The organism is Exiguobacterium sp. s121 (assembly GCF_018617245.1).
Taxonomy (GTDB): Bacteria; Bacillota; Bacilli; order Exiguobacteriales; family Exiguobacteriaceae; genus Exiguobacterium; species Exiguobacterium profundum.
On the sequence record NZ_JACSJV010000001.1, the window covers coordinates 753562 to 777938 of the forward strand.

At 47.1% G+C, this 24377-nt stretch carries 21 protein-coding genes, 1 pseudogene and 1 riboswitch; of the genes and pseudogenes, 13 read left to right on the forward strand and 9 right to left on the reverse strand.

Going from position 1 to position 24377, the window contains the following annotated elements:
* Positions 1 to 17: 17 nt before the first annotated feature.
* Positions 18 to 605 carry an ECF transporter S component gene (locus tag KOG47_RS03875; RefSeq protein WP_012726825.1) on the reverse strand — a complete coding sequence of 196 codons (588 nt, stop codon included), beginning with the start codon at positions 603 to 605 and terminating at the stop codon, positions 18 to 20.
* Between the two features lie 163 nt (positions 606 to 768).
* Positions 769 to 911, reverse strand: a riboswitch (FMN riboswitch).
* A 97-nt stretch (positions 912 to 1008) separates the two neighbouring features.
* Between KOG47_RS03875 and KOG47_RS03880 the strand changes: the two genes are divergently transcribed.
* A complete protein-coding gene (locus KOG47_RS03880) occupies positions 1009 to 1365 on the forward strand; it encodes a HesB/IscA family protein (RefSeq protein ID WP_074036395.1) in 357 nt (118 codons plus the stop codon).
* A gap of 33 nt (positions 1366 to 1398) precedes the next feature.
* Here KOG47_RS03880 and KOG47_RS03885 read toward each other — a convergent pair whose 3' ends face one another.
* Positions 1399 to 1638, reverse strand: coding sequence for a hypothetical protein (locus tag KOG47_RS03885; RefSeq protein ID WP_047795133.1), 240 nt, complete (start codon positions 1636 to 1638; stop codon positions 1399 to 1401).
* Between the two features lie 127 nt (positions 1639 to 1765).
* Here KOG47_RS03885 and KOG47_RS03890 point away from each other — a divergent pair, with 127 nt between their 5' ends.
* Positions 1766 to 2620: an NAD-dependent epimerase/dehydratase family protein gene (locus tag KOG47_RS03890; protein ID WP_012726822.1), complete on the forward strand. Its 855-nt coding sequence runs from the start codon at positions 1766 to 1768 to the stop codon at positions 2618 to 2620.
* A gap of 40 nt (positions 2621 to 2660) precedes the next feature.
* Here KOG47_RS03890 and KOG47_RS03895 read toward each other — a convergent pair whose 3' ends face one another.
* The gene (locus KOG47_RS03895; protein WP_012726821.1) at positions 2661 to 3638 is read right to left on the reverse strand and encodes an NAD(P)/FAD-dependent oxidoreductase; all 978 of its coding nucleotides are present in this window, start codon (positions 3636 to 3638) and stop codon (positions 2661 to 2663) included.
* 263 nt (positions 3639 to 3901) lie between these two features.
* Between KOG47_RS03895 and KOG47_RS03900 the strand changes: the two genes are divergently transcribed.
* The 6 genes and pseudogenes from KOG47_RS03900 to KOG47_RS03925 all read left to right on the forward strand — a co-directional run bounded on the left by KOG47_RS03900 (position 3902) and on the right by KOG47_RS03925 (position 11363).
* Positions 3902 to 5113 (forward strand): NAD(P)/FAD-dependent oxidoreductase, encoded by a 1212-nt coding sequence (locus tag KOG47_RS03900; RefSeq protein WP_074033515.1) that lies wholly within the window; start codon positions 3902 to 3904, stop codon positions 5111 to 5113.
* Positions 5114 to 5239: 126 nt separating this feature from the next.
* On the forward strand, positions 5240 to 5557 hold the full coding sequence (locus KOG47_RS03905; RefSeq protein WP_047795135.1) for a YuiB family protein: 318 nt from the start codon (positions 5240 to 5242) through the stop codon (positions 5555 to 5557).
* A 104-nt stretch (positions 5558 to 5661) separates the two neighbouring features.
* The gene (gene glcT, locus KOG47_RS03910) at positions 5662 to 6507 is read left to right on the forward strand and encodes a glucose PTS transporter transcription antiterminator GlcT (RefSeq protein WP_012726818.1); all 846 of its coding nucleotides are present in this window, start codon (positions 5662 to 5664) and stop codon (positions 6505 to 6507) included.
* Between the two features lie 221 nt (positions 6508 to 6728).
* Positions 6729 to 8228: pseudogene (gene ptsG / locus KOG47_RS03915) on the forward strand (glucose-specific PTS transporter subunit IIBC); the annotation flags it as partial.
* Positions 8229 to 8365: 137 nt separating this feature from the next.
* The gene (gene ptsG / locus KOG47_RS03920) at positions 8366 to 10405 is read left to right on the forward strand and encodes a glucose-specific PTS transporter subunit IIBC (RefSeq protein WP_074036401.1); all 2040 of its coding nucleotides are present in this window, start codon (positions 8366 to 8368) and stop codon (positions 10403 to 10405) included.
* A 124-nt stretch (positions 10406 to 10529) separates the two neighbouring features.
* Positions 10530 to 11363: an aldo/keto reductase gene (locus KOG47_RS03925; protein ID WP_214690698.1), complete on the forward strand. Its 834-nt coding sequence runs from the start codon at positions 10530 to 10532 to the stop codon at positions 11361 to 11363.
* Positions 11364 to 11413: 50 nt separating this feature from the next.
* Here the strand turns inward: KOG47_RS03925 and ptsP are convergent, their stop codons facing one another.
* Entirely contained in the window at positions 11414 to 13132 is a 1719-nt protein-coding gene (gene ptsP / locus KOG47_RS03930; protein WP_074036404.1) for a phosphoenolpyruvate--protein phosphotransferase, read from the reverse strand.
* A gap of 325 nt (positions 13133 to 13457) precedes the next feature.
* On the opposite strand from ptsP, the gene KOG47_RS03935 reads away from it, so the two are divergent.
* Both KOG47_RS03935 and KOG47_RS03940 read left to right on the forward strand, forming a co-directional pair.
* Positions 13458 to 14900 carry a leucyl aminopeptidase gene (locus tag KOG47_RS03935; protein WP_215243789.1) on the forward strand — a complete coding sequence of 481 codons (1443 nt, stop codon included), beginning with the start codon at positions 13458 to 13460 and terminating at the stop codon, positions 14898 to 14900.
* Between the two features lie 132 nt (positions 14901 to 15032).
* Positions 15033 to 15692: a DUF429 domain-containing protein gene (locus KOG47_RS03940; protein WP_147538496.1), complete on the forward strand. Its 660-nt coding sequence runs from the start codon at positions 15033 to 15035 to the stop codon at positions 15690 to 15692.
* Positions 15693 to 15702: 10 nt separating this feature from the next.
* Here KOG47_RS03940 and KOG47_RS14720 read toward each other — a convergent pair whose 3' ends face one another.
* Together KOG47_RS14720 and KOG47_RS03945 are read right to left on the reverse strand one after the other, a co-directional pair.
* Entirely contained in the window at positions 15703 to 16038 is a 336-nt protein-coding gene (locus tag KOG47_RS14720) for an AI-2E family transporter (protein ID WP_251131799.1), read from the reverse strand.
* On the reverse strand, positions 15977 to 16825 hold the full coding sequence (locus KOG47_RS03945) for an AI-2E family transporter (protein WP_251131800.1): 849 nt from the start codon (positions 16823 to 16825) through the stop codon (positions 15977 to 15979). The genes KOG47_RS14720 and KOG47_RS03945 overlap by 62 nt, the downstream gene beginning before the upstream one ends.
* A gap of 79 nt (positions 16826 to 16904) precedes the next feature.
* On the opposite strand from KOG47_RS03945, the gene KOG47_RS03950 reads away from it, so the two are divergent.
* Both KOG47_RS03950 and KOG47_RS03955 read left to right on the forward strand, forming a co-directional pair.
* Positions 16905 to 17684, forward strand: a complete 780-nt coding sequence (locus tag KOG47_RS03950) for a MazG nucleotide pyrophosphohydrolase domain-containing protein (protein ID WP_215243790.1) — start codon at positions 16905 to 16907, stop codon at positions 17682 to 17684.
* A gap of 126 nt (positions 17685 to 17810) precedes the next feature.
* A complete protein-coding gene (locus KOG47_RS03955; RefSeq protein ID WP_215243791.1) occupies positions 17811 to 19724 on the forward strand; it encodes an N-acetylmuramoyl-L-alanine amidase family protein in 1914 nt (637 codons plus the stop codon).
* Positions 19725 to 19804: 80 nt separating this feature from the next.
* Here KOG47_RS03955 and KOG47_RS03960 read toward each other — a convergent pair whose 3' ends face one another.
* From KOG47_RS03960 to KOG47_RS03970, 3 genes are read right to left on the reverse strand one after another with little or no spacing between them, the layout of a single operon-like run.
* A complete protein-coding gene (locus KOG47_RS03960) occupies positions 19805 to 20845 on the reverse strand; it encodes a ribonucleotide-diphosphate reductase subunit beta (protein WP_074036411.1) in 1041 nt (346 codons plus the stop codon).
* Entirely contained in the window at positions 20802 to 21308 is a 507-nt protein-coding gene (locus KOG47_RS03965; protein ID WP_215243792.1) for a flavodoxin domain-containing protein, read from the reverse strand. The genes KOG47_RS03960 and KOG47_RS03965 overlap by 44 nt, the downstream gene beginning before the upstream one ends.
* Positions 21309 to 21357: 49 nt before the next feature.
* Complete coding sequence (locus KOG47_RS03970) at positions 21358 to 23613, reverse strand: ribonucleoside-diphosphate reductase subunit alpha (protein WP_371730226.1); 2256 nt, start codon at positions 23611 to 23613, stop codon at positions 21358 to 21360.
* Positions 23614 to 24145: 532 nt separating this feature from the next.
* On the opposite strand from KOG47_RS03970, the gene KOG47_RS03975 reads away from it, so the two are divergent.
* Positions 24146 to 24376, forward strand: a complete 231-nt coding sequence (locus KOG47_RS03975; RefSeq protein WP_214690701.1) for a DUF1871 family protein — start codon at positions 24146 to 24148, stop codon at positions 24374 to 24376.
* Position 24377: the final 1 nt, after the last annotated feature.

A 24377-nucleotide genomic window follows, 5' to 3' on the forward strand; every position in this document is an offset into this window, starting at 1 on the left:
AGATGCTCGTATATTGATTATGCTTGAAGTTGTACGCGTTGACGTTCGATCCACGGCTTCAATTTCAAGAAGAGTGGGACGAAGAGCGCGCTGATCAAGATCGCTTTAATCAAGTTGAACGGTAAGATCCCGTAAAGGACAAGATCCGTTTTCACCGCCGGGTCGGCCATGTCTGCCATTCCGAAGAAGAAGGCGTAGGCTGGCAAGATGACGAGATAGTTTAAGATGGCGAGGCTAAGAGCCATTGTGATTGTACCGGCAAGTAATCCAGAAGCGAGTGCTTTGTTTGACTTGCGCTTATGGTAGAACCAGGCAACTGGGTACATGAATGCGACACCTGCGAAGAAGTTTGCGACTTCCCCGACTGGAACGCCGCCACCGTTAAAGACGTAGTACAAGACGTTTTTCAAACCGACGACCACGACTCCTGCGAGTGGGGAAAAGACGATTCCGGCAATGAGTGCAGGAATGTCACTAAAGTCCACTTTAAGGAATGGCGGTAAAAATGGGAGCGGAAAGTTGAATAGCATGAGTACGAACGAGATCGTCCCGAGCATCGCCAAAGTCACCATTGTTGTCAGTCGTTTGTTGCGCGTAGTTTTCATCAGAATCTCTCCTTTAGGTCGCTCCTCGATGAATGGCATCCGTCGCATATAAAAACCCGATTGCAATGAAGACAATCGGGAGAGTTTACGCGCATACGAAAGAGATGTTTTCCGAGGTGGAAAAGTCCACGTCAAAGAAAACATCCGGATATCGGTCGGATGCCGCCATCTTCTCCCATCCAGACTATACTGTCGGCTTTCGAATCTCACGAAATCAGCAAGCAACGCCTTGCTCGCTCACGGGCTGAGAAGAATATATTCTTCAATACCGCCGGTCGGGAATTTCACCCTGCCCCGAAGATGGAACGATTTAATTTTTTTTGTTACAGTTTAGTTATACAAGATAATCCACAAGATGACAAGTCAATTGACTTGAATTGAAGATATATGAGGAGGAGTTCAGATGATTCATTTAACAGAGTCAGCCGCACTTCAAGTGCTAGAGATGATGAAACAGACGGAACGCCCGGATGCGCAATACTTGCGAGTGAAGGTACAAGGTGGCGGATGTACAGGACTTTCATACGGGATGGGCTTCGACGAGGAGAAGACGGACAAAGACATTCAATTCGACCATCATGGTGTCCGCGTCATCGTTGCGGAAGTGGATCATGGGGTCGTTGATGGCCTCGAGATTGATTATAAGCAGTCGATGCTCGGTGGGGGTTTCACAATTAAAAACCCAAATGCGATTGCAACATGCGGTTGCGGTTCGAGTTTCCGGACAGCGACGAATGCAGGTACGCCAGGAGAATGCTAAAGAATAAGAACCGATCGCGAGTGCGATCGGTTCTTATTCTTCTTCTGTCAAAATCAACCGAATGACTTTTGCAGTTACGTCGAGTTCGATGTGATGTTGCCAAGGCCGAAAGCCTGTGATTGTACACGTGTCATTCGTGATGCGGAATGAGCAGACACTCTCTTCCTCTTGATCGAGGACAGAGTAACGACTGAAATCAGATAAGCTCTGATAGATCGCATACTGTGGTGGTAGTTCATACGTCCATCCTTTTTCTAACATGATTTGGTGCATATTCGAGCCCCCTAACAAGTCTTTACTTATTAGAATAGCAAGAATACGTGTAAAAGTGGTAGATTAGTCTGTTTCTTTGAAGGGAAAATGAGTAGGGACGTCATTACAAATGGGAGGATTCAGGGTCATGAGAAAAGTATTGATATTCGGAGGGTCACGCTATTTCGGAAAACGGCTCGCATTGCGACTTGCTGAAGCAGGGGATGATGTGACGATTGTGACGAGAGGGCAACTACAGGTGCCGGAAGCTGAAGGGATTCGGTCTGTCAAAGGAGACCGGCAATCGGTCGCGACGATGAAAGACTTGGCCCGCGAACGGTACGACCTCGTCTATGACAACATTTGTTTTACTCCGTATCAGGCAAAAATCGCCTCGGATGCGTTCATGGACAAAGTCGGGAAATATGTGCTCACGTCGACGATGTCGGTCTACGCGCCTGGTCCTGATTTAAAAGAGAGCGACTTCAATCCGCTCCATTACGAATATCATCTTGAATCCGAACATGACTACGGACAAGGGAAACGCGAGGCGGAATCATTCTTCTTCCATCGCGCCTCTTTCCCGGTGGCGACCGTACGATTACCGATCGTGTTAGGTCCGGATGACTATACAGACCGATTGAAGTTTTATGTAGATGCAATCCGGAACGAGGAACCGGTTGTCTTGCATCACCCGGAAGCAAAGATGGGCTTCATCTCGAGTGCGGAAGCGGCCGCCTTCTTAGAATGGGTCGGTCGTGCCAATGTGACAGGACCGTTCAATGCGGCGAGTGATGGACTCATCTCGATGGGGGCCTTGATGGAGCGAATCGGTCAACACGTCGGAAAACCCGTCCATATTATAAAAGATGGAGACTCGTCGCCGTATGATTCGGATGTCGACTATTATATGTCGATTGCTGAGGCGAAGAAGGCGGGATTTGTGTTTACGCAACTCGATGACTGGATTGACCGGGTCATCGTTCAAACGATGAAAAGATAAAAAACGCTTCTGTGGATGTGGTCCACAGAAGCGTTTTTGGTTATTTCCCAGCAAATACAGATGTCGAGTGTTGCGGATGACGAGCAGTCGGATCCACGAGCTGTTTCACTTGGTTGATGGCGATTGGGGCTTCACCGAAACCGGTCGCAATCAATTTTACTTTCCCTTCGTATGTCGCGATATCACCGCAAGCGAAGATGCCGGCAACGGTCGTTTCCATACGTGAATCGACACGGATTGTGTTTTTCTCGAATTCCATTCCCCAGTTCTTGATTGGACCGAGCGATGAAACGAATCCGTAGTTACAAATCAAATCATCGATTTCAACGATTTTTGATTCGCCATCCTTATCTGTCAATTCGACAGATTCGATGTGTGTCTCACCAGACAGTGACTCGATGTTGTAAGGCGTAAGGACGTTAATCGTCGATGCCTTCATCTGTTCTACCGTATGTTCATGAGCACGGAAGCGGTCACGACGGTGAACGATGTGTACTTCTTTTGCGATTCCTTCAAGCATGAGTGCCCAGTCGACGGCTGAATCGCCACCGCCGGCAATCATGACACGGCGATCACGGAATTTCTCCATGTTGTCAACAAAGTAATGAAGGTTGGCATAATCTTCGCAGCCATCAAGACCGAGTGGGCGGGCTGAGAAGGCACCGTTTCCGGCTGTGATGATGATGGCTTTCGTATGATACTCTTCTTTGTTCGTCGTCAATACGAAAGTGCCGTCCTCGAGGCGTTCGACCGTTTCCACCGTTTCGCCGAGACGGTAGTCTTGTTCGAATTGATCGGCCTGAGCTTTTAGTTGATCAATCAAGTCCTGTGCTTTCACTTTCGGGAAACCGGCAATATCATAAATATATTTTTCAGGATAGAGCGTTGATAACTGACCACCGAGTTGCGGTAAGCTTTCAATCAACGTCGTATCGAGTTGGCGCATGCCTGCATAAAATGCGGTGAACAGTCCGACTGGGCCGCCACCGATGATGATTACATCTTTCGTCGTCTTCATCGAATTCCTCCTCAAAGCGTATACATCTATTATAGAGAGTTTATTGAATTAAATCCATTCAGTACAAACATGCAACACTTTCAAAAAAAATTCAAGAAGATAAGCTTTTCCATTGAGAATTCAAATTAAAGAGCGTACAATAAAACAGAAGCAATTGTGAACAGATGTTGAACAAGAATAGGCTTTATTGTGAACGTCTATGTGAAGAAACACACAACATAGTTGTTCAAAAAAACAAAATTTTAAACAAGGTGGAAATGAACATGAAACGACCTAACATTGTTATTCTTGGTGCGGGCTTCGGTGGACTCATCACAGCCGTCAACCTTCAAAAGACACTCGCTGCAGGTGATGCGAACATTACGCTTATCAACAAGCATGATTATCACTACCAAACGACATGGCTTCACGAACCAGCTGCTGGAACGATGAACCCAGATCAAGCACGCATCTACATTAACGATATTGTGAACCCGTCACGTGTGAAACTTGTCAAAGGGATCGTCGATCGCGTCGATACTGCTGCGAAACAAGTCACACTCGAAGATGGTTCAGTTGTCGAATACGACTATGTCGTCATCGGTCTCGGTGGTGTACCTGAAACGTTCGGTATCCCAGGCTTGAAAGAAAATGCGATGACAATCAGCTCGTTGAACAGTGTTCGTAAAATCAAAGAGCACATCGAATATTCATTCGCTCAATATAAAACAAATGGTTCTTCTGACAATTCGTTCGTGACGATCGTTGTCGGTGGTGCTGGATTCACAGGAATCGAATTCCTCGGTGAAATCGTCAACCGGATTCCAGAGCTTTGCAAACAATATGACGTTCCACGCGAAGCGGTTCGCATCGTCAACATTGAAGCAGCACCAACAGTTCTTCCTGGTTTCGACCCAGAACTCACAACGTACGCACAGAAATGGTTGGAACGTAACGGTGTCGAGATGAAACTTGGTAACGGAATCAAAGGTGTCGAGCCAGGTGTGGTGACATTCGGTCCACTTCAAGGTGACACGACAGAAACGATTCGTGCCAACACGATCATCTGGACAGGTGGCGTAAGTGGTAGCCCGATCATCGAAAAATCAGGATTTGAAGCGGTCCGTAACCGTGTCATGGTGGAAGCGGACAACCGTGCACCAGGTCACGACAACGTCTTCATCATCGGTGACTGCTCAGCGGTCATGGATCCTGCATCGAACCGTCCATACCCACCGACGGCACAAATCGCGACACAACAAGCACATAACGTTGCGAAAAACATTGCGGCGCTCATCAATGGAAAATCGACATCGAAGTTCACTTACGAGAGCAAGGGAACGGTCGCTTCACTCGGACATAACGATGGAATCGGAATCGTGATGGGCAAGAAAATCTTCGGTCGCAACGCTTCGTTCATGAAAAAAGTCATCGACAACAAACACTTCATCGAATTGAAAAAGTACGGACTCGTCCTTAAAAAAGGGAAGTTCTAATTTCATGATTGCACGGCTCGTTCTATCTCAGAACGGGCTGTTTTTCTTTCGAAATTGTCATAGGAAGTTCTTTGACCTCGTTGGTCGAAATTTTGTATAATGAAGAGCGGACAAGGGGGGCAATACATGCATATTATCCAAGCAGTCATTGGAGCCGTTTTATATATGACGATTTTTTTCAGTATCGGCTTCATCTTGAATATGTTACTTAAAAAGACATGGACACTTGTGTTCATTTATCCGATTTTTGTCATCATGATGATTGATAATGTCAAACTTTCGAGTTACGTGACCGAGACATCGACCGCGCTTACGAGTGTCTATGAAGGACTCGTCGGGTTGCAACTTCTCGATTTATTCATGCTCGGCTTTGGATTGCTCGGTGCAATTCTAGCTGGTGTGACGATTCGTTTCTTACGAAAGAGCGGTTATTCAATGTTTTAATTGGCGACAGAAATGTTCGCCTTTTTTGTTTTGTCCCTACTTTTTTAGGGCATGAACCGATATACTAGATAGCGAAACGATTTTTAGTAAGGGATGCGATGCGAATGACATTACCGATGTATACGATCAAAAAAGTGTTGAATAATAGCGTTGTCATTTGTCAACATGATACGGATCCGGAAGTCATTCTACTCGGGAAGGGGATTGGCTTTGGCAAAAAACCAGGCGACCTCGTCGACCCGGCCAGCGTCCCGGAGAAAGTGTATCAACTGACAGATAAAGAAGAGCAATCACAATATCAGGAACTCGTCAAACATGTCGACGAGGACTTCATTGCATTCATGCAAGAGATTGTTGGCTTTATTGAGACGAGTACGGGCAAGAAAGTCGATGAGCACATCCATATCGGTTTGACCGATCACTTGTTCTTCACGATGAAGCGAATCGAACAAGGGATGGAAGTGACGAATCCGTTTTTACTCGAGACGGAATCACTCTACCCAAACGAGTTTGCGCTCGCGGAACGGATTGTCGATATGTTCCATGAACGATTGAACGTTTTGCTCCCGGATGCGGAAACAGGGTTTATCGCCCTTCATATTCACTCGGCGACGACGTTCAAAAACGTCCTCGAGGTCAACCGTCATAATCAAATCATCGGGCAAATTGTTCAGACGATTGAGAGTCGTTTGAACGTGAAAATGGACCGGACATCACTCGATTATAAGCGCTTACTTCGGCACTTAAGGTACGCCGTTGAGCGGGTCGCGACAGGTGAGACGGTCGAGGCACCACAAAAAATTGAAAAGGTGTTGCGCGACGAATATCCGCTATGCTATAGTACTGCTTGGGAGCTGATGGGCATCATGGAACGCGAATTAAAGCGTCCCGTCCCACGAGGTGAAGCGACATATTTGACGATGCATCTCCAGCGCCTAACAAGTAGATAAATGATACCACGTGTCTTACGTGTTACTGATTCGATCAGGCATGAGTAAGGAGTGGAACGTTATGTGATGTCTCCATTGGGAGAGGTCTACGTTCTATCCTTATTCATGCCTTTTCTGTTTTTATAAACGTGATTTATGAAAACGTTTAGATACGTCGGTTGTCTGACATCTACGCCGCTATCATATTGTTTATACGTACTTAAAAAAAGGAGGAAATGTTGATGTTTAAGCAGATCTTTGGTGTTCTTCAAAAAGTCGGTAAAGCACTTATGCTTCCTGTTGCGATCTTGCCGGCAGCCGGTCTTCTTCTTGCATTCGGTAACGCAATGCAAAACCCACAACTTACATCACGCGCTGGTTGGTTAACGAACGAAGGCGTCGTGAAATTCGCTCAATTGATGGAGCAAGCAGGTGGAATCATCTTCTCGAACTTGGCGCTCTTGTTCGCAGTCGGTGTCGCCATCGGTTTAGCAGGTGACGGGGTAGCCGGACTTGCAGCAATCGTTGGATTCTTGATCATGAACAAAGTCATGGGTGTTTGGCTCGAACTCACACCTGAAGTATTGGCACAAGGTGATCCAGCTTACGCGAACGTACTCGGTATCCCAACACTCCAAACAGGGGTATTCGGAGGGATTATCATGGGTCTCATCGCCGCATGGGCCTATAACAAGTACTTCAATATCGAATTGCCACAGTTCCTTGGTTTCTTCGCTGGTAAACGTTTCGTTCCAATCGTAACGGCAGTTGCAGCCGTCGTTGCTGGTTTCGTCCTACTATTAGTATGGCCACCAGTTCAGCACGGATTGAACTCATTCTCAAACTTCATGTTGAATGAAAACCGTACATTCGCAGCGTTCATCTTCGGTTTAATCGAACGTTCATTGATTCCATTCGGTCTTCACCACATCTTCTACTCACCGTTCTGGTTTGAATTCGGTTCATACACAGATGCAGCGGGTAATGTTGTACGTGGTGACCAAGCGATCTTCTTCGCACAAATTCGTGATGGCGCTGAATTGACAGCAGGTACGTTCATGACTGGTAAATTCCCGTTCATGATGTTCGGTCTTCCTGCAGCAGCACTCGCAATGTATCACGAAGCACGTCCTGAGCGTAAAGCGGTTGTCGGTGGTCTCTTGGCTTCTGCTGCCCTTACATCGTTCTTGACTGGTATCACAGAACCAATCGAGTTCTCATTCTTGTTCGTAGCACCACTTCTCTTCGCAGTACACGCGGTATTCGCAGGTCTTTCATTCATGACAATGCACATCTTGAACGTGAAAATCGGGATGACGTTCTCGGGTGGTTTGATCGACTTCTTGCTCTTCGGTGTTCTTCCAGGTCGTACGGCTTGGTGGCTCGTTATTCCAGTCGGTCTCGTGTTCGCGGTTGTTTACTACTTCGGATTCCGTTTCGTTATCCGCAAATTCAACCTTAAAACACCAGGTCGTGAAGATGAAGTTGTTGAACAGTCAACAGCTACTGGTTCGGAACTTGCACAAGATATCCTCGTCGGTCTTGGTGGCTCACAAAACATCAAGCACCTCGATGCATGTATCACACGTCTTCGTGTCGAAGTAAAAGATAAGAACCAAGTCAACAAAGATGAGTTGAAACGCCTTGGTGCATCTGGTGTCCTTGAAGTTGGTAACAACATTCAAGCAATCTTCGGACCACGTTCGGACGCATTGAAATCAGAAATCCAAGCGGTCATCGCTTCAGGTAACGAAAAGAAAGCTAACTAATTGATGACCTAGACCAATCCTTCGGGGTTGGTCTTTTCTTTTTATGTGAAACGGTTTCATCCAAACGTTAGAGGGAAAAAGTAAGTATTCTGACAAAGGAGGGAACCATGATGTGGAAGAAAGTGTTTGGCGTTTTACAACGGGTCGGGAAAGCACTCATGCTTCCGGTTGCAATCTTACCGGCAGCCGGTCTTCTCTTGGCGTTTGGTACCGCATTCCAAAACCCGGACCTCGTTGAATTGCTCCCGTTTCTGGCGAATGACTCACTTGTCCTGATTTGGCAAGTCATGACAGATGCCGGGGACATCGTCTTCGCAAACTTAGGGTTACTGTTTGCCGTCGGGGTCGCGATCGGCCTGGCGAACGGGGACGGGGTTGCTGGTCTAGCAGCCATTGTCGGTTATTTGATCATGAACAAAGTCATTAGCACATGGAATGGGATTACCGCGGAAATCGCTCAAGGTGATCCGCAGTATGCCACCGTTCTCGGTATTCCGACACTCCAAATGGGGGTATTCGGGGGGATTATCGCAGGTCTTGTTGCAGCCTATGCGTACAACAAGTATTTCAACATCAAGTTGCCAGATTTCTTAGGGTTCTTTGCAGGGAAGCGGTTCGTCCCGATTGCGACGGCCGCATTCAGTTTGATTATCGGGATTGCGCTCGCATATATATGGCCACCGATTGGGAATGCGATCAACACGTTCTCAAGTACGGTCATCGAGGCAAACGTTGCCTTATCAGCATTCATCTTTGGATTAGTAGAACGTTCCTTGATTCCGTTCGGTCTTCACCATATTTGGTATTCTCCATTCTGGTTCCAATTCGGGGAGTATACGAACCAAGCAGGTGATCTCGTACAAGGTGACCAGCGGATCTTCTTCGCACAACTGCGTGACGGCGTGGAATTCACAGCCGGTACGTACATGACCGGGAAATTCCCGTTCATGATGTTCGGCTTACCAGCAGCCTGTCTCGCCATGTTCCACACGGTTCCGAAAGAACGGCGGAAAGACGTCGAGGGTCTCTATTTCTCGGCTGCCCTTACGTCATTCTTGACAGGGATCACAGAACCAGTCGAATTCTCATTCGTTTTCGTTGCACCACTTCTCTTCGGAATTCACGCCGTCTTTGCCGGTCTCTCCTTCATGACGATGCATTTACTGAACGTCAAGATTGGGATGACCTTCTCTGGTGGTCTCATTGACTATCTGCTCTTCGGGGTCCTGCCGAACCGGACGGCCTGGTGGCTCGTCATCCCGGTTGGTCTCGTCTTTGCGGTCATCTACTACTTTGGATTCCGATTCGCTATTACGAAGTTTGACCTGAAAATTCCTGGACGTGACGTGCAGACTGGCACGAAAGGGGACAAAGCGGGGATTGGGGACGACTTGCCATATGAAGTGCTCGTCGGACTCGGTGGTCCTGAAAACATTAAACATTTAGATGCATGTATCACGCGACTTCGTGTCACCGTCAATGACGTGAAACAAGTTGACAAAGACCTTCTAAAAACGCTCGGTGCCGCTGGTGTCCTTGAAGTAGGAGACAATATCCAAGCCATCTTCGGACCAAAATCGGACACGCTCAAATCACAAATCGCGACCATCATCGAAGGTGGCGAATACAAACCGAAAGAAAAAGTAGAGAAGGCAGTCATTACACCGGAAGCGGCTGAACAAGCCGATCATCGCTTCTTGGCTCCGATGTCTGGTGTCCTGTTATCACTTGATGATGTGCCGGATCAAGTCTTCTCGGGTCGCATGATGGGAGAAGGGTTTGCGATTGAACCAAGTTCCGGACAGGTCGTTTCGCCGGTGACCGGTCAAATCACGACATTCTTCCCGACGAAACATGCGATTGGCATTTTGGCTGACGATGGACGTGAACTATTGATCCACGTCGGTCTCGATACGGTCAACCTGAAAGGGGAAGGATTCACAGCGAGAGTCGAAGAAGGCGCCCGGGTCGAAGCGGGAGACGTCCTTCTCGAAGTCGACCTCAGCGCGATTCGTGATAAAGTGCCGTCACTGATTACACCAATCATTTGGACGAACGGGGACGGAAAAGTCGTCGTCGTACCATTCGGTGAGACTGTCGTCGCGGGTGAAGCGCTCGACTTTAGAGCCGATGACAGAGGACCAGAATAAATGATTACGAGCCGCTCCTATCATGGGGCGGCTCGATTTGTGTAGTTACTTCAATGTGCCTTATTCCGGAAAAGGAGAATCCCCCTTATAGTGAAGGAGAATTCTCACGAAAGAAGGGGTACAAATGAAACAATCCATACAATTGAATCACGGTCAGAAAGCCATTCCTACTATTGGACTTGGCGTCTTCAAAGTTGAAGATGGGGATACAGTCATGGATGCAGTCGTCGAGGCGATTCGTCAAGGATACCGTCATATCGATACGGCAGCCGTTTATGAGAATGAAGAGGGGGTCGGTGACGGAATCCGAAAAGGAATGGAAATCGCAAATATTTCCCGGGAAGATTTATTTATCACATCGAAACTATGGAACGCCGATCAAGGTTACGATGCTGCCATCTCCGCCTACGAGGCGTCACTCGTTCGTCTTGGATTGGAACAGTTAGATTTGTATTTGATTCATTGGCCGGTGGAAGACAAGATGGTCGAGAGTTGGCGTGCCCTCGAAACGTTGTATCGAGAGGGACGTGTCGGGGCAGTCGGGGTGAGTAACTTCCAAATCCATCACCTCGAGACATTGGCTGCAAACAGTGACCTCGTTCCAGCCGTGAACCAAGTTGAACGGCATCCGTTGCTTCGTCAAACCGAGTTAGCATCGTATATGAGCGAGCACGGCATCGTACCGGTCGCTTGGGCACCGCTTATGCAGGGAGGGTTGTTCGAAGAGCAGACTTTAGTAGAGGTCGCAAAAGAAGTCGATCGTTCCGTCGCCCAGGTGTTGTTACGGTGGCATCTCCAAACGGGATGGGTGATTATTCCAAAATCCATCAAACCACATCGAATCGCAGAAAACTTCGATGTTCATGACTTTGAATTGACCAAAGATCAAATGGAACGAATCGACTCACTCGACCGATATCAACGTGTCGGTCCGGACCCAGACGATTTTGATTTCTAATGCAGTATATAAAAAAGTCCTTCTCTCGAGCGAGAGAAGGACTTTTGCCATTATTTCTTAATGTCGAACTTTTCGCTAAGGAAGTTCACGACTTCTTCAGCTGTGTCCATGTTGAGGACTTCGTTGACGATTGCTTCTGTTTCCGACTTCGTCAAGCGTTTCACGAGGCTACGCGCACGAAGGACGCTTGAAGCGGACATCGAGAATTCGTCGAGACCAAGACCGAGAAGGATTGGAATCGCGAGTTCTTCTCCAGCCATCTCTCCACACATGCCGACCCATTTGCCAGCTTTGTGTGCTTCAGTGATGACATTGTGGAGAAGGTTCAAGATGGCAGGGTTGAACGGTTGGTACAAGTAAGAAACTTTTTCGTTCATCCGGTCAGCCGCCATCGTGTATTGAATCAAGTCGTTCGTTCCGACTGAGAAGAAGTCGACTTCTTTTGCGAATTGCTTCGCCATGACAGCGGTTGATGGGATTTCAACCATCATCCCTGTCTCATATTTTCCGACTTCGATTCCTTCTTCTTTCAACTTCGCTTCTTCTTCGAGAAGAAGGGCTTTCGCCGCGCGGAACTCTTCGAGTGTCGCAATCATTGGGAACATGATTGCAAGGTTACCGTGAGCTGAGGCACGGAGAAGGGCACGAAGTTGTGTGCGGAACAAATCTGTTTCCTCAAGGCAAAGGCGGATGGCACGATAGCCGAGGAACGGGTTCATTTCTTTCGGGAGGTCAAGGTATGACAACTCTTTGTCGCCACCGATGTCGAGTGTACGGATGACGACTTGCTTGCCTTCCATGCCTTCAAGAACCGTTTTGTAAGCTGTGTATTGCTCTTCTTCAGTCGGGAACGTTTCAGAGTCCATATATAGGAACTCCGTACGATAGAGCCCGATTGCATCTGAACCGTTTTTCAAAACGCCTTCGAGGTCGTTCGGTGTCCCGATGTTCGCAGCAAGCTTCACTTTGTGACCGTCCGCTGTGATTGACTCTTCGTTGACGAGTTGCTTCAACTCTTCTTTGTACGCTTCAAAATCAGCACGTTTGCCTTCGTATTCTTTGACGAGATCTTCTGAAGGGTTGACGAAGACGTCACCTTCTGTTCCGTCGATGATGACGAGGTCACCGTTTTTGATTTCTTCAAGGGCAACTTTTGTTCCAACTACTGCCGGAATTTCAAGTGAGCGTGACATGATGGCAGAGTGAGACGTACGTCCGCCGATGTTCGTCGCGAATCCTTTGACGTATTTACGGTTAAGTTGTGCCGTGTCTGATGGTGTCAAATCTTCGGCAATGATGATGACTTCTTCTGAAATCGAAGCTGGAGTCACGAATGTCACTCCGAGAATGTGAGCCATGACACGTTTTGTGACGTCACGAACATCAGCTGCACGTTCGCGCATGTATTCGTTATCCATTGATTCGAAAATCATGATCATCGTTTGGGCGACTTCGTCAAGTGCCTTCGCTGCGTTCATGTTTTCGCTTTCAATTTTGTCGTTCACTTGCGATACGATTTCTGGGTCCTCAACGATTAAAAGGTGAGCTGAGAAAATCTCGGCTTTGTCTGGACCGAGCTCACGAAGTGTATGTTCGCGAATGGCTTCAAGCTCCGTTTTAGATTGTGCGATCGCATCGTGGAAGCGAGCCTTTTCTGCAGCGACATCTTCAATCTTGTGTGATGGGATATCGAATGAAGGTGTCTCCATGACGAATGCTTTTGCAACTGCAATTCCTGCAGATGCACCAATACCTTTAATGTGTGACATAAGCGTAGTCCCTCTTTTCAAAGAAATAGTGTACTTTCCTGCCTCGTTACTTCATACCCGAAAAGAAAAAAGAATTAACGAGAACGGAGAAAGTTAAAGTAGCAACGGTCTACGACTAGGGGAAGCCTCGACCAGTCAAATTGGCCTCACTTCACGATGAAGAGAAGCCCGATTGCGTACTTTCTTATCCTATCATAAAATAAAACAACGTCACAACGAGGAGATAGCCCATGAATTCGAAGATTTCTTGACTCTTACGCATACTATTTCATTATTTTGGAGAAGTTCGTTATGCTTACCATATATATAGAAGGGAAGTGGCAATATGTATCAAATTGCTCAATTAAATTGGACCGATTCTTACGAGACAATCGTCGTCGGAATTGGAGCGGCTGATTCTATCGATGAGGGGCTCGACACATTGTTTGCTGGACGCGTCAAAGCGCTTATTCAATCAGGAGACCTCTCTACGAAGACGGGGGAAGTGACAATCCTTCCGACATTCGCCGGGGAGACGACCCGTGTTTTATTTGTCGGACTTGGTCAACGAAATGACATGACGACCGAGAATGTTCGGAATTGGTTCGGGAAAGTCGCGAAGCTGATCAAAGCACGTGGACTGAAGGACGTCGCGGTAGCGCTTGATACGTTTACGGACGGAGCGGCGCGTATGTTTACAGAAGCGTATGAAATGGCGACCTATGCCCATCCTACATATAAGTCTGCTCCAAATGAAACGGTCGAAGAACCGACAATCACGTTGCTCGGTGACGTGGACCAGACGGATATCGATGCGGGTGTGGCTTATGGGAAAGGAGTCAATGTCGCTCGAACGTTGACGATGATGCCGGCCAATATTTTGACGGCGGAGACGTTAGCGGATTACGCGGTTGAGTTGGCGAAACGTCATGATTTCAAATACCGCATTCTTGAAAAAGAAGAGATGGAAGGACTCGGGATGGGGGCATTGCTCGCAGTGAACCAAGGTTCGACGATTCCGCCAAAATTGATTGTGCTCGAGTATCGAGGGGCAGAGGAAGAAGCTCCGATTGCCGTTGTCGGAAAGGGTGTCACATTCGACACAGGTGGCTATTCAATCAAGCCAAAAGATGGAATCGTCGGAATGAAAGGGGATATGGGTGGCGCTGCTACCGTCCTCGGATTGTTCGAAACCCTCGGATTGACACGACCAAAACGGAACGTGATTGGCATCATCGGTGCGACCGACAATATGATTTCTGGGGATGCGTTCAAACCGGATGATGTGATCACAGCCATGAATGGGAAGACGATTGAAGTCTTGAACACAGACGCTGAAGGACGCCTCGTCCTAGCGGATGCGGTCACATTTGCGAAAACGTATGAACCAAAAGCTATCATCGATGTAGCTACGCTCACAGGTGGCGTTCTTGTCGCCCTCGGTACAGACGTGACAGGCTGTCTGACAAATGATGATTCGCTCTATCGTTGGCTTGAAGCGGCGAGCCGTGAGACGAACGAGCTCGTGTGGCAGATGCCATACTTTGATGTCTTCATCGACAAGGTGAGAAAATCGGAAGTTGCCGACTTGAATAACTCACCAGGTCGTTTCGGCCATATGATTTTTGGTGGCGCATTTGTCGGTGAGTTTGTCGGCGATACACCATGGCTGCATCTCGATATTGCGGGAACGAGCGAACGAGCGGCAGCGAATGACCTCGGTCCGAAGGGGCCGACTGGTGTCATGGTTCGAACCCTCGCACGGATGATTGAATCGTGGGATCGGTAAGAGCAGCTGGAGTAATCGGTTTGGCGATTCTGTGTGGCTTATGCTACACGGTGTGGCCGAACCGTATTTGGTTAGGGAGTACAGTGTTTCTCGCCGTATTTGGCGTGTTGATGATGTTACAGGAGGTACGACATGGTAGGAGTAGGAATTGATGGTGCACGTGGCGGTTGGGTACGGATCACATATGACAGCATCTCACTTTGTTTAACGATTTCGGAGACGTTGGAGGAGTTGCTGATTGATGGTGCCATGCATTTTGTGGATATGCCGAAAGATTTAGGAACGGTCGACCATCCGAGCCGCGAATGCGATGCGTGGATGCGTTGCCGACTCAGCCAACGAAAGTCGTCCGTCTTCACTCCGCCGATTCAAGAGGTGTTGCAAGAAGCGACTTATGAGGAAGCGAATGAAAGGAGTCGGGCGTTGGTTGGCAAAGGAATCAGTAAACAAGCGTGGAATCTTGTTCCCCGTATCCGTGAGTTTCAGCAGGTGAAGGCATCTGACGTTTACGAATCACATCCGGAAGTTTGTTTTTCAGTCATGATGGGGCATGAGGCAAGTCATTCGAAAAAGACGGTCGAAGGGCAGGATGAGCGAATCGAGTTACTTCGGCAATACTCGAAAAGTTCTCCATGGAAATGGAAAATGTCGAACGTCCAAATCGACGATATTATCGATGCGTGCATCTTGGCGGTAGCTGCCTATGAAGCGGGGACAAGTGGTCTCTCGCTCCAGCCGGCGACATCCGATCAACCCGTAGTGGCTGTACCTCAAATGAAAAAAGAGCGATGAAATCAACATTTCATCGCTCTTTTGCTGTCGTCGTAGGCGGACCGACGATAAATCGCCATATGTAATGAAACACTTTGGCATTGTATACGGCTTTCAACAGGACTGCGAGTACGGGCCCGACGATAAAGCCGAGTACACCGAATAGCTTTAATCCAACGAAGATGGAGATGAGTGCGACCAGTGGATTCAATCCGATATGGGAACCGACAATTTTCGGTTCAGCCAAGTTGCGTTGGACGATGACGATGATATACAACACGACCAATCCGATGGCAACGAACCAATCACCTGTCACCGCGGCATAGGCGGCCCAAGGAATAAGTAGCGTACCGACCCCTGAGGTCAAAGAACCCCGCAAGTAAAGCGAAAGAGAGCGGGTTGTCAACACGAAGGATGAGCATCCCGATCAAGACGATCCCGAATGTGATGGAGATGAGCGTGAACTGGGCACGGACGTATCCAAATAGGGCAGACTTGAGGTTGATCATCACTTCCTCGAATTCTTTGAATCCTTTTCGTTTGTTCAGACGATTCAGTGAGTTGACGTATGATGGCCAATCCTTTGTGATGAAGAACCAGGCGAGGACAATGACGACCACGAGCAACAAGACGAGCGGGAGCGCCGCTAACATGTTTTGTAGCACACTGGCCACTCCGCGGGACAAGACACCAATCGCTGAGGCGAGTTGGACACCGAGCTCGGTGATTCCTCCCTCGAGCGAGGTCGTCTGTCCGGGATTTAACTGCTGATAGCTCTCGTATGCATCATTGACGAGCGGTGCGATTTTCTCATTGAACAGTCGTTGGATAAACTCGGTGAGTGTCTCAATTTGTTCAGGGAGTCGTTCCGCTGCCACCGTTGCATAATGAATCAATTGGATGATGACGATGGTGATGATTCCGACGACGATGCTAAGCACGATGATCAAGGAAATGAGAGTGCCGAGTGCACGAGGCATATTTGATTTTCGCTCGAAAAAGTTGACGAGCGGGACGGTCATCAAGGACAAGAGCAAGGCAAATACGAACGGATATGTATATTCGAAAAGTATATTCAATAGCCAAGTGATTAAAAAGAAACCGATTACGACGAGAATGAATCGAAGCAATTGCCAAAGTCTTGCCGATGACATGTGGAACCCACCCTTTCCAGACAACTAGGTTGAGCATAGTATATCATGTAAGCGGTAAATAAAGCAGAAAGATAGGTGAATGAGCGTGAGAGAAGTTCAACAAAAAATCGATACGATGATTCTTCATTTAGGTGGCTATTGGAAACCTTTATCGGGGTTAGCACGATTGTTAGAAGAAGTAGGAGAAGTAGGAGGCGCGTTAAGGAGAGAGGCTCAGGATGAGTTGAAAGAGGAGTTGCTTGATGTCCTAGTGATCTCCACGTGTCTGGCAAACCAGTATGCGATTGCATTGCAACAACCAGAGGCGGAGGGAGGAGAATCGAAAGAGAAGCTGTATTTTCAAATTGTTGAAGAGGCAGGGGAAGTGGCGCGGATTTTGAACGCTTATGAAGGCGATAAGAAGTTAAAACCGAACCGTAAAGGTCAATCACTACAGCATCATATCGAGCAATTGCAACGTGCCGTTTTGTCTCTTGGAGAGTCTTACCATCTCAATCTGTTCGATTCACTCTTTGCCCTCATCGAAGAGAAGTCGGCCCGGGACTTTGGACGATTTGATCATACGCCGGATCCGATTACGGAGACATCGGTGCGTACTTATTTATCACATCAGCCAGGTCGCTATTGGGGTGGAGTCCCAGTTAAATCGTTTGAGCGATTCGACCGATATATAGAACGAGAACAACATATCGAGCGTTTTTGTCGCATTGCAACGATTGAAGGATTGGACGGATTTGTAATTCAACAGAAACGAGATGGATTGATTGTTACAGAGAATCCTTCGATTAAAGAAGGTTTTACTGTCGCCATCGAACGTTACGGTGCGGAGACGTTTCTGATCATCCGACCGGTCAAATAAAAACATTTACCTTTTTATCAAAAACATTCATCTTTTTTTCAAATATTTACTTTTTTTAAAAAAGCATTATGCTAATATGAAATTGTTGTTAGTAGGAAATGCCGCAATGAGAAAGGAATATTTTGGATGAAAATGAAACTATTGAAAGTTGCCCTCATCTTAACGGTCCTCTTGTTTGGTATGCAACTTCCGTCTGCTGAAGCTGCTACTTACGATGGAGAGACGACTGTCAATTTGAACATTCGTACATCCCCTAGTCTGAGTGGGAAGGTAGTGAAAACATTACCAAAAAGCACGAAAGTAAAGTATGGAACGTATAATCAGTCCTGGCACAAAGTGTATGTAAACAATCGTACATACTATGCCTCGGCCCAGTACATTCGGAAACTTTCATCCACTTCAAGTTCGCTAACGACGCAGGCGGCAACGTCTACTGGTCTGACAACTGCGAACTTAAACGTACGAGTCACGTCTCATCGATCGGCGAAGATTGTCGCTACGTTGAAGAAAGGGACGGAAGTGAAGTATGCCGTTCATAATTCTTCTTGGGCAAAAGTCTACCTAAATGGCAAGACGTACTATGCCGCAAAAGCTTACATCGCACCGAAACTGACAGAGTCGAATGTGGAGCGGACAAACGGCTACGCGAACCGTGAGTTGAAGTTGTTCGCTGAACGCAACCAACGTTCGAAAGTGCAGAAAGTTCTTCCGAAACATACGGCTGTCGTCTCGAGTAAATATAATTCAAGTTGGTCGATTGTCTATATCGGGAACGAGACGTATTATACGCCGACTTGGGGCATCACAGCAGGCACATTGGACAGTGGTGTAGAGAAAAAAGACGGATATGCAAACCGGGAGATGAAACTCTTCGCTGAGCGGAATCAACGTTCGGCGGTGAAGAAGGTACTCCCCGTGAACACGGCTGTCCTCTCGAGCAAATACAACTCGAGCTGGTCGATTGTATATCTCGGAAGTGAAACTTATTACACACCGACAGCTTGGATCTCTACGTCGAAAACGCCAACGGAGCCTCCGACGACAACGAAACCGGATGATGGACTCACGCAAGGGTATGCAAACCGTACAGTAAACTTGTTTGGGAAAACCCATCAGAGTTCGGAAGTCCTCATGGTTCTTCCGAAATACACGGCTGTTTCATACAAAGCGTACAATTCGAGTTGGTCGACTGTTCATATCGGCTCGAAAGTCTACTACACAGCGAGTTCGTGGTTGACGAAAGGGAAAGCCCCGGCAGCGCCGGAAGCTGCACCAAAAGGTACGGTATACATCAACACACCAGGTGATGTATTGAACGTTCGTTCGAAAGCGAGTCTTGATTCGAATGTGGTTGGTCAACTCAATCACGGAACAGCTGTTTCACATTATGGGACAATCAATGGTTTCCATAAAATCAAGTTCAATGGACAAGATGCTTTCATTTCTTCAGCATTCGTGATGACATCTAAGCCGAGCACATCGACTGGAACAGTCATCGTCCTTGATCCAGGACACGGTGGAAAAGACCCAGGAGCAGTTAATGGATCTCTCTATGAGAAAACGATTGTACTCGATGTAACGAAACGTGTAGAAGCTTATCTTCGCTCAAAATATGATTACAATGTACGTCTCACTCGTTCAACTGATGTCTATTTGACTCTAGATCAGCGAGTTGCTGCAGCGAAGTCGTTACGTGGTGATTTGTTTGTAAGTATGCACGTCAACGCAGCCGGTTCATCATCTGCGAAAGGGGTAGAAACGTTCTATTCTTCTCAGTCTGCGCACAGCGCTCGAAGTCGTGTCCTTGCTTCAAACATTCAAAGCAACTTGGCGGGTAAAATGAGTGGAATGTCGAACCGAGGAGTGAAAACAGCTAATTATTACGTTATTACGTATAATACAATGCCATCTGCACTCGTCGAATTAGGATTTATCTCATCACCAACAGATTTGACTTACCTTCGAAGTAACACGTCTCGTCAGCAAATGGCGGAAGGTGTGGCTGAAGGAATTGCCAAATATGTTCAGACTTATTATTGATTTGAATTAACCCAGACATGATTGTCTGGGTTTTTTTGATGTACAAAAAACCGAACCGATTAAATCGGTTCGGTTCAATTTTATAGATCATCAAATCCGTTCGCGTCTGTCACTTTCGCATAAGAACGTGACTTTTGTTCGAAGAAATCAGATTTTGTCGCATTGAGCGAGTCATCTGAGTATGCACGGATCCAAGGCATGACATCTTCGTCAAATCCTTCATACAAGTCATTCAGACCGATGACGCGGAGGCGTTTATTCGCCAAGTATTTGACGTAGTCTCGCATTTCACTGACGTCGAGTCCATCGAGGTCACGGAGAACGTATTCACACCACTCGATCTCGAGATCGACCGCTTCTGCCATCGTGTCGTATACGAACTGACTGAACTTTCCGTTTTCATCAATCTTCGGATTTTCTGTTAGCACGGCACGTAAGAGCTGGCTGATGAAGTAAGAATGTTGCATCTCATCACGTTGGATATAACTGATCATCGTTGATGTACCGACCATCTTTTGGTGGCGGGCGAGATTGTAGAAATAAGCGAATCCTGAATAGAAGTTGATGCCTTCTAGAATGACGGATGCAACGAGCGATTTCGCAAAGTTTTCAGCGTTCGGAGTCTCGCGGAACGCTTCATATAAGTCCAAGATGAATTGATTGCGCTTCATGACCATTTCATCGTCTTTGGCGATGTCAAAGATTCGATTTTGTTCAGCGAGTGGCACGAGACTTGATAGGACATAGCTGTATGATTGATTGTGCACGACCTCTTGTTGTGCGATGACCGCGAGAACGGCGTGTACAGACGAGTCAGATGAGAACATAGAAGACTCGAGGATGTATCGTGTCTGGACCGAGTCGAGAATCGAGAGCAGTCCGATGATCCGTTTGAATGCATCCTGTTCACGTTCAGTCAATTGCGGCCATTGTTGCATATCCTTAGACATTGAGATCTCATCAGGAATCCAAAAGTTCGATAATAACTGTTTGTAAATGGTATAGAACTGAGGATACGCGATATCGTTCCAATTGACGATCGAACTCGTTTCCCCGCCAATGATGGCGGTTGCCCGGTTAGGATGTTTGGGCGACAATAATTTGATTTTCTGAATCGACATGATGCATAACTCCTTCTTCTACATGGTGAGCCATCCGCTCTGCCCAATTTTGGACGTTGAACGGTTGGTTACGTGGGGACTGCTCGATTTTAAGCAGTTCCCCGGCAAGTGGGATTCCGTATTTTGAAAGGTGGTACGCCATCTCGTCAACAGCGCGACAGAAATGTACAAACATCTTGTCACCGGTTCCGAATACCGCAGCTTGTCGAATCGGCACTTGGAGTTCCTTTAACACGAGGCGGAACGTATCTTTCATTTCGTCTGGTAAGATTCCGTCTGCCCACGTGTAAGAGCCGAAATAGACGAGGTCGAACGAAGCGAGTGATTGAGCTTCGCGATATCCGACGCGATCGGCATCATAGCGGACGACCGTATCGCCACGGTGATGATGTGTCGATTCGATGAGCGATGCCACTTCTTCTGTGTTTCCACTCATCGAATGACAGATGATTGCGATGTTCATAGGGTGGACCACCTTTCTATAAAATATACATAATGATTATGACGACGGTTTACGAAGCACACGACTCACATTCGTCGACTTCGACAGTCGTCGAACGAGTGTAGTAAATCGACTTCATGCCAAGAGACCATGCCTCGAGGTGCATCGCAAGAAGCTCTGTCGCTTTTACATCGTTCTTCACGTATAAGTTGAAGCTGATTGCTTGGTCGATGTGGCGCTGGCGAGCCGCGTTTTGACGGATGCTCCATAATTGATCAATTTCAAATGCTGATTTATAGAACCAGTTCGTGTCCGGCGTCAAGTCGGGAACCGTGACTGGAATCTTATAGTTTTTCTTCTCTTCTGAGTAGACCTTTTTGTAGACCGGGTCAATCGATGCGGTACTACCAGCGATAATCGCCGTCGATGAGTTTGGTGCAACGGCCATCATATAGGCGTTACGGACGCCGTTTTGATGTACTTCTGCTGCGAGACCGTCCCAATCGAGGTCGTCGTGTGAACGATAGTTCCGGCGCTTGAAGTATTCGCCTGTATGCCATTCTGAACCTTCGAAGACGCCGAATGCTCCTTTTTCTTTGGCGAGTTCCATCGATGCTTGGATTGTGAGATACGCGATTTTTTCATAGAGTTTCTCTGCATATTGAACGGCATCGACCGATTCCCAACGGATTCCTTCTAGTGCGAGCAAGTGATGCCAACCGAACGTTCCTAGACCGACTGCACGATACTTCTGGTTCGTGATCATCGCCTGTGGAACTTCGATCGTATTCAAATCGATGACGTTATCGAGCATACGCATTTGAATCGGGATGAGTCGTTCGAGCACATCGGCTTTCACGGCACGAGCAAGTGCGATTGAACTCAAGTTACAGACGACGAAATCACCAGGAGTCTTTGTGATGACGATTTTTCCGTCTTGTGTGTATTCTTCTTCGATTGTCGTTGCCGACATGTTTTGCGCAATTTCAGAACAGAGGTTTGAACTGTAGATCATCCCGGCATGTTTGTTTGGGTTTGCGCGGTTCACTGCGTCTCGGAAGAACATATATGGTGTACCTGTTTCAAGTTGTGAGCGCATGTAACGTTTTACAAGGTCGATGGCTGGAACTGTCACACGAGATAATTCTGGCGTGTTGACACATTCCATATATTTCTCTGTGAAGCTTCCACCGTTCTCTGATTCGTCAAAATAGTCTTCAAGGCTATATCCCATCACGGTACGAATCTCGTGTGGATCGAACAAGTGCCAGTCGCCGCGTGCCTCGACCGTACGCATGAAGAGGTCCGGTAAGCAAACGCCTGTGAACAAGTCGTGTGTCCGGAGGCGCTCATCCCCGTTGTTCAATTTCGCGTCTAGGAATTCGAAGATGTCCTTATGCCAAATGTCTAAATAGACGGCAATTGAGCCTTGACGCATACCGAGTTGGTCGACAGAGACGGCCGTGTTGTTCAATTGCTTCATCCAAGGAAGGGCACCACTTGAGACGCCTTTGAATCCTTTGATGTCACTACCACGTGAACGGATTTTCCCGAGGTAGACACCGATTCCACCGCCACCTTTTGAGAGCGTCGCCACATCGGTGTTCGAATCATAAATGCCACGGAGGGAGTCATCAACTGTATCAATGAAACAAGAGCTGAGCTGTCCATATGATTTACCGGCGTTTGACAACGTTGGTGTCGCGACCGTCATATAAAGGTTTGATAAAGCCCAATAAGCTTCTTCGACGAGCTTCAATCGAGTCGTCTCATCTTCTTTTTGCATGAGCGTCATCGCGATGACCATGAAGCGCTCCTGTGGAAGCTCATAAAGGTTCTTCACATGATCGCGCCCAAGATAGCGGTCCGACAACGTGCGGAGTCCGATATATGTGAAGAGACGGTCACGGGATGGATCGATCAATGTTTCGAGATGGTCCATGTCTTCTTTTGAATACGTATCGAGAAGCGCTGACGTGAAAATTCGTTTTGATGTTAACGTCTCGACCAGTTGATAGAAGTTACCATAACGCATAGATGCTTCGTAACCGCGGTTGCGTGCCGCTTCAAGATAGAGGCGGTTCAAGTACATTTCCGTTGCCACGAACGTCCAGTCCGGTTCTTCGGCTTTCAACATATCGAGGGCATGCATCGTCAATAAGTCATATACTACATCTTGTGTTAGCGTTTTTGTCTCGAGCGCCCGAATAGCCCGTTCTTCATAGCGCTCTACGCTTAAGTGAGGATACCGTGTCTGGATAGATTGAATAAGAGAAGAGACGTCAGAAAGCGTTGGAGCCGCTGGTAGCATCGTCTCGTGGTGGATAGGGGATGTCAAAATAGATCACTCCTTTAGATGGTGTAGACGTTATAAAAGGATAATAAGAACTTCCTTACCTGTCACAATATCGTGTTAACGATCAAAATACCCGTTAACTATATATTGACACTTTTTTATCTTTTTAATCATAAAACACCTATATTTAGTTTTTCAATCCTTGACATTCTGGAATGTGCCCGTCACCTTTTTGCTTTTGCTCCAAAAGGGCTTCATGACCCAATTTGAGACAGAGAACTGAGATGAAAAAAATTTATGTATTGTCTTTGCTTGTTTTTTCACAAATTGATGAATTCGATTTCATCACTCTTGATGAAACATTTCATCCGTTTGTTTGAGGTGGAATGGATTGTATTTGACGTTACTTATCAAAATACCTGCATATTCATTTCATACTAGATATAGTGTTCTGATGAATCAAGAAATATGAATCCATTTGTCAAGGCTGGTATCCGAGTAAAAAGTAAGGTAGATTGGTGAAGTAGGACATGGAATTTCAGCGAAAAGAAGGGTTTAACAAGTGCGTACAGAAGACTTATTATTAACATGGGACCCACTCGGTTATGGGGCAGGTTCATACGGACCTGAGTTTGATGAAGTCATGATGGCATTAACCTATGTCGATTCTCCCGAACAATTGACCGAAGTGATTCGCCGAACGCTTCTTGAAGCGTTCGATGCGTGTCCACTAGAAACAGAGATTTTCGAGATGGCGCAGCGACTCCTCGTATCGTCATCTTGCCAACTATAAG

Excerpts from the sequence above, each read along its gene's own strand:
- KOG47_RS03875 (WP_012726825.1), bottom strand. The coding sequence starts at position 605 with ATGAAAACTACGCGCAACAAACGACTGACAACAATGGTGACTTTGGCG.
- KOG47_RS03880 (WP_074036395.1), top strand. The coding sequence starts at position 1,009 with ATGATTCATTTAACAGAGTCAGCCGCACTTCAAGTGCTAGAGATGATG.
- KOG47_RS03885 (WP_047795133.1), bottom strand. The coding sequence starts at position 1,638 with ATGCACCAAATCATGTTAGAAAAAGGATGGACGTATGAACTACCACCA.
- KOG47_RS03890 (WP_012726822.1), top strand. The coding sequence starts at position 1,766 with ATGAGAAAAGTATTGATATTCGGAGGGTCACGCTATTTCGGAAAACGG.
- KOG47_RS03895 (WP_012726821.1), bottom strand. The coding sequence starts at position 3,638 with ATGAAGACGACGAAAGATGTAATCATCATCGGTGGCGGCCCAGTCGGA.
- KOG47_RS03900 (WP_074033515.1), top strand. The coding sequence starts at position 3,902 with ATGAAACGACCTAACATTGTTATTCTTGGTGCGGGCTTCGGTGGACTC.
- KOG47_RS03905 (WP_047795135.1), top strand. The coding sequence starts at position 5,240 with ATGCATATTATCCAAGCAGTCATTGGAGCCGTTTTATATATGACGATT.
- glcT (WP_012726818.1), top strand. The coding sequence starts at position 5,662 with ATGACATTACCGATGTATACGATCAAAAAAGTGTTGAATAATAGCGTT.
- ptsG (WP_074036401.1), top strand. The coding sequence starts at position 8,366 with ATGTGGAAGAAAGTGTTTGGCGTTTTACAACGGGTCGGGAAAGCACTC.
- KOG47_RS03925 (WP_214690698.1), top strand. The coding sequence starts at position 10,530 with ATGAAACAATCCATACAATTGAATCACGGTCAGAAAGCCATTCCTACT.
- ptsP (WP_074036404.1), bottom strand. The coding sequence starts at position 13,132 with ATGTCACACATTAAAGGTATTGGTGCATCTGCAGGAATTGCAGTTGCA.
- KOG47_RS03935 (WP_215243789.1), top strand. The coding sequence starts at position 13,458 with ATGTATCAAATTGCTCAATTAAATTGGACCGATTCTTACGAGACAATC.
- KOG47_RS03940 (WP_147538496.1), top strand. The coding sequence starts at position 15,033 with ATGGTAGGAGTAGGAATTGATGGTGCACGTGGCGGTTGGGTACGGATC.
- KOG47_RS03945 (WP_251131800.1), bottom strand. The coding sequence starts at position 16,825 with ATGTCATCGGCAAGACTTTGGCAATTGCTTCGATTCATTCTCGTCGTA.
- KOG47_RS03950 (WP_215243790.1), top strand. The coding sequence starts at position 16,905 with ATGAGCGTGAGAGAAGTTCAACAAAAAATCGATACGATGATTCTTCAT.
- KOG47_RS03955 (WP_215243791.1), top strand. The coding sequence starts at position 17,811 with ATGAAAATGAAACTATTGAAAGTTGCCCTCATCTTAACGGTCCTCTTG.
- KOG47_RS03960 (WP_074036411.1), bottom strand. The coding sequence starts at position 20,845 with ATGTCGATTCAGAAAATCAAATTATTGTCGCCCAAACATCCTAACCGG.
- KOG47_RS03965 (WP_215243792.1), bottom strand. The coding sequence starts at position 21,308 with ATGAACATCGCAATCATCTGTCATTCGATGAGTGGAAACACAGAAGAA.